At 74.7% G+C, this 4533-nt stretch carries 5 protein-coding genes; 1 reads left to right on the forward strand and 4 read right to left on the reverse strand.

Annotation, left to right across the window (positions count from 1 at the left end; translation table 11 throughout):
* The coding region (locus GT030_RS20630; RefSeq protein ID WP_202460347.1) for an adenosylcobinamide-GDP ribazoletransferase at positions 1 to 272 on the reverse strand (272 nt) is incomplete at its 3' end.
* A 61-nt stretch (positions 273 to 333) separates the two neighbouring features.
* Here GT030_RS20630 and GT030_RS20635 point away from each other — a divergent pair.
* Positions 334 to 1098: a hypothetical protein gene (locus tag GT030_RS20635; RefSeq protein WP_161202365.1), complete on the forward strand. Its 765-nt coding sequence runs from the start codon at positions 334 to 336 to the stop codon at positions 1096 to 1098.
* Here GT030_RS20635 and GT030_RS20640 read toward each other — a convergent pair.
* From GT030_RS20640 to GT030_RS20650, 3 genes are all read right to left on the reverse strand, one after another.
* Complete coding sequence (locus GT030_RS20640) at positions 1038 to 1724, reverse strand: hypothetical protein (RefSeq protein ID WP_161202366.1); 687 nt, start codon at positions 1722 to 1724, stop codon at positions 1038 to 1040. The genes GT030_RS20635 and GT030_RS20640 overlap by 61 nt on opposite strands.
* Positions 1721 to 3538, reverse strand: coding sequence for a phosphatidylglycerol lysyltransferase domain-containing protein (locus tag GT030_RS20645; RefSeq protein ID WP_161202367.1), 1818 nt, complete (start codon positions 3536 to 3538; stop codon positions 1721 to 1723). The genes GT030_RS20640 and GT030_RS20645 overlap by 4 nt, the downstream gene beginning before the upstream one ends.
* 66 nt (positions 3539 to 3604) lie before the next feature.
* Positions 3605 to 4533: nicotinate-nucleotide--dimethylbenzimidazole phosphoribosyltransferase (locus GT030_RS20650; protein WP_161202368.1), on the reverse strand; the 929-nt coding region annotated here is incomplete at its 5' end.

Here is a 4533-nt window from a genome sequence, read left to right on the forward strand (position 1 = left end):
GCGAGCCCGTCCAGGTGCAGCCCGCGGGTGAGCGCGGCCGGTACGGCGGCGGAGGCGACGGCGGCGAGCAGCGGGCCCGCGCCCAGCAGCAGGAGCAACAGCCCGAGCCCGGCCGCCGCGAGGCCGACGGCCAGTCCGGTCAGCGGTGCGCACAGCATGCCCGCCCGCGCGGCCGGCCGGTCCCAGCGGTGCACCCGGACCGGGATCGCGGTGAGGGTGCCGAAGGCGAAGCGGGGCCCGTCGAGCGGGTGGGACGGCGAGGTCTCGGGCATCGGCGCAGGCTACCGGGGCTGTCGCCGGGCCCGGTCGGCGGGCCGGGGATAAAGTGCGCACATGGGGCACTGGTGGGAGCGGAACATCCTGGAACCGGGCAAGCTTCCGCTGCTGCTGGCCCTCTTCTCGTTCGTGCTCACCTTCGTCGTGACCCGGATCATCGTCCGGCTGATCCGCGCCGGGAAGGGGCCGTTCGGCAACGTCCAGGCGGGCGGGATGCACATTCATCACGTGGTGCCCGGTGTGGTGCTGACCGTCGTCGGCGGCTTCGGCGCGGTCGCCAGCGACCGGCACGGGGCGGGCGGCGCGATCGCCGCCGTGGTCTTCGGGATCGGCGCCGGGCTGGTGCTGGACGAGTTCGCGCTGATCCTGCATCTGGACGACGTGTACTGGAGCGCGGAGGGGCGCAAGAGCGTCGAGGTCGTGGTCGTCACCGCCGCGCTGGTCGGGCTGCTGCTCGCCGGCTTCTCGCCCTTCGGGGTCAACGACCTCTCGCAGGACGAGCTGCAGGACCGGGGCGAGGTCATCGCCTTCGTCACCGCCAACTTCCTCGTCTCGCTGGTCGCGTTGAGCAAGGGCAAGACCCGTACCGCCGTGTTCGGCGCGATCGTGCCCCTGCTGGCCCTGGCGGGCGCCGTCCGGCTGGCCCGGCCGGCCTCGTTCTGGGCACGGCGCTTCTACGGCCGACGCCCGCGCGCCCGCGCCCGGTCCCTGCTGCGGGCCTACCGGCACGACCGGCGCTGGGCGGGGCCCCGGCGGGTGGTTCAGGACTGGATCGGCGGCAAGCCCGACCCGTCCCCGGCCCGGCTGCCCAGGGGCGGCTGAAGCCCCGCCAGGCACAGGGTGCCCACGGCGAGCAGGGCCGCGAGATGCTCCTTGCCGGCCAGGTTGTCCTTGAGCAGCACCTCGATCACCATCGCCGCCGGTACCGCCACCGCGGTCACGCGGGCGTGGTGCCGTACCGCGACGTACACCGCGAGGCCCACCACGGCCGCCGACGGGCCGGTGTCCACCACGAGGGCGTCCGAGGCGGGCAGGCCGAAGGGGGTGTGCGGGCCGAGGGCGATGCCGACGCGGGCGTACAGGGTCCCGGCGAGCGTGGCGGTGTAGGCGATGAGCAGGGTGTGGCGGCGGCCGAGGCAGAGTTCCGCGATGCCGAACACGCAGAGCACCTGGGCCAGCGCGCCCCACACCGGCAGGTCGAGGGCGGGCACGAACAGGGAGAGCGGGGTGCGCAGCAGGGCCAGCCACAGCGGGTCGGCGGCCCGTACGGCGCCGGCCGCCTCCACCAGGGCGAAGCCCCAGGGCTGGTTCTGCACGAACTGGAGCAGCGCGGTCAGACCCACCGCGCCGAGCGTCAGCGGCGCCCCGGGCAGCGGGCCGCGCGCGAGCAGCGCCGTCCGCAGGGCCGCGTACAGCGGGCCCCACTCGGCGCGCGCCCACGTTCTCACCGGTGGGTCCCCAGCTGTCTGCGGTGCAGCCACTTCGGCAGGCCCGGCGCTTCCAGGAAGCCCTCCGCGCGGGCCGCCGCCAGGGCGATGCGGGGCAGGTCGGCGCTCTTCTCGAAGAGCAGGAAGCGCGGCTCCCAGATGGGCCGGTACTTGGCGTTGGCCCGGTACAGCGACTCGATCTGCCACCAGCGGGAGAAGAAGCTGAGCAGCGAGCGCCACAGCCGCAGCACCGGCCCCGCGCCGAGACGGGCGCCGCGCTCGAACACCGAGCGGAACACGGCGAAGTTCAGCGAGACCTGGGTGACCCCGATCTCCCGCGACCGGCGCAGGAGGTCGATCACCATGAACTCCATCAGCCCGTTGTCGCTGTCCCGGTCACGGCGCATCAGGTCCAGCGAGAGCCCGCAGGGACCCCAGGGCACGAACGACAGCAGGGCGCGCAGCCGCCCCTCGGAGTCGGTGCACTCCAGCATCACGCACCGGCCGTCCTCGGGGTCCGCGAGCCGGCCCAGCGCCATGCTGAAGCCGCGCTCGGTGGCGCCGTCCCGCCAGTCGTCGGCCCGCTCCACGAGACGGGCCATCTCGGCCGCCGGGATGTCCTCGTGCCGCCGCATCCGCACCTCGTACCCGGCCCGCCGCACCCGGTTGTACGCCTGCCGCACGGTGCGCATGGCGCGGCCCTCCAGGGTGAACTCGGCGACCTCCACGACGGCTTCGTCGCCGAGTTCGAGGGCGTCCAGGCCGTGCCGGGCGTAGACGGTCCCGGCCTCCTCGCTCGCGCCCATCACCGCGGGAATCCAGCCGTGGGCCCGTGCCTCGGTGAGCCAGGGGGCGATGGCACCGGGCCATGCCTCGGGGTCGCCCAGCGGGTCCCCGGAGGCCAGGCTGACCCCGCCCACCACCCGGTAGGCGACGGCCGCCTTGCCGGTCGGGGACCACAGCACGCTCTTCTCCCGGCGCAGCGCGAAGTAGCCGAGGGAGTCGCGTTCGCCGTGCCGCTCCAGCAGCTCCCGCAGCCGCTTCTCGTCCTCCTCGGTGAGCGGGTCGACGGCGCGGCGGGAGCGGAACGCGGCGTACAGGACGGCGAGGAGGAGGGCGGTGCTGAGCACGTTGACGCTGACGTCGGCCCAGTTGGGCGGGTCGATGCCCGGGAAGCCGGACTCCTCGGTGGCCACCGACACCAGTCGCAGCGTGCCGTACTGCCAGCGCTCCCAGAACGTCGAACGGGCCGCGTCCGGCGCCTGGTTCGTGGCCGTCACCAGCAGCGCGGCGAGCAGCGAGGCCGCCGTACCGCCACCGAGGGCCACCACCGTGGCGAGGCGGGGATTGGCGCGGTCGCCCTTGGCGTAGAACTCCCGGCGGCCGCACACCAGGACGGCGACGAAGGCGGCCGTCAGTGCCAGGGAGACCCAGTTCTGCGGGGAGCGGCGGATCTCCGGGAAGGCCATGGCGACCGCGAACAGCGCCAGGAACGCCCCGCTGAGCACCAGGTTGAGAATCCACGCGGCCCGCTTGCGCCGCCGCATGGTGATGGCCAGGAAGGCGGTGAACACACCCGAGGCGAAGCCGGCCGTCAGCAGGTACGGAGTGAACAGGTTCTCCTGGTTGTGGCGGCGCACGTCCTGGCCCAGCGAGACCCACACCGCGCTGAGGAAGTTGACGAACGCGACGGCCCGCAGGTACCAGACGGCACCGGCGGCGGCCCGGCGGGACGACACCCCGCCCGCGCGCCGCCCCGGCTGTTCGGTCCGCCGGTCCGGTTCCGTCCGTCGGTCCGGCTCGCACGACCGGTCGGCAACTCGGGCATCTCCCATGAGCGGTGATCATATGTCCGCATTTGCCGTGAATCGCGTTCATCGGCGCCGTGGGATGCCGCCGGGCTAGACGCTCTGCTCGGCCTCCGGAGACTCCGCGGACTCCGCGGCCTTCTCCGCCTCCGGCCGCTCCGGAAGCTCGGCGGCCAGCGCCGCGGCCGAGCGGACCAGGGGAAGGGCCAGCAGCGCACCCGCGCCCTCGCCGACCCGTACGCCCTGGGTCAGCAGCGGCTCCAGCGCCATCCGGTCCAGCGCCTTCGCCTGCCCCGGCTCGCCGCTGTCGTGCCCCGCGAGCCACCAGTCCGGCGCCCGGAACGCCACCCGCTGGCCCACCAGCGCGCACGCCGCGGCCACCACGCCGTCCAGGATCACCGGCAGCTTGCGCACCGCGCACTGGAGCAGGAACCCGGTCATCGCCGTCAGGTCGGCGCCGCCCACCGTCGCCAGCAGTTCGAGCTGGTCGCCGAGGACCGGACGGGCCCGGCGCAGCGCGTCCCGTACCGCCGCGCACTTGCGCATCCAGGCCAGGTCGTCGATGGCCTCGCCGCCGCGTCCGGTCACCACCGAGGCGTCCGTCCCGCACAGCGCGGCCACCAGCACCGCCGCCGCCGTCGTGCCGCCCACGCTCACATCGCCGAGCACCACCAGGTCCGTACCGGAGTCGGCCTCCTCGTCGGCGACCGCCATGCCCGCGCGGAAGGCCGCCTCGGCCTCCTCGGCGGTGAGCGCGTCCTCGACGTCGATCCGGCCGCTGCCGCGCCGCACCCGGTGCCGGGTCACCTCGGCGGGGAAGGCGTCCGGGTCGCAGTCCAGGGCCAGGTCGACCACCCGTACCGGCACGTCCAGCCGGCGGGCCAGCACCGCGGCCGGGCTCGCGCCCTCCAGCACCTCCCGGACCAGGGCGGCCGCGCCGCCCTCCGGGCGCCTGGAGACGCCGAGGGCGGCGATGCCGTGGTCACCGGCGAAGAGGACCAGCTTCGGGCGCTCGACGGGCC

It is taken from the genome of Streptomyces sp. SID1328, assembly GCF_009865595.1.
Lineage (GTDB): Bacteria > Actinomycetota > Actinomycetes > Streptomycetales > Streptomycetaceae > Streptomyces > Streptomyces griseoluteus.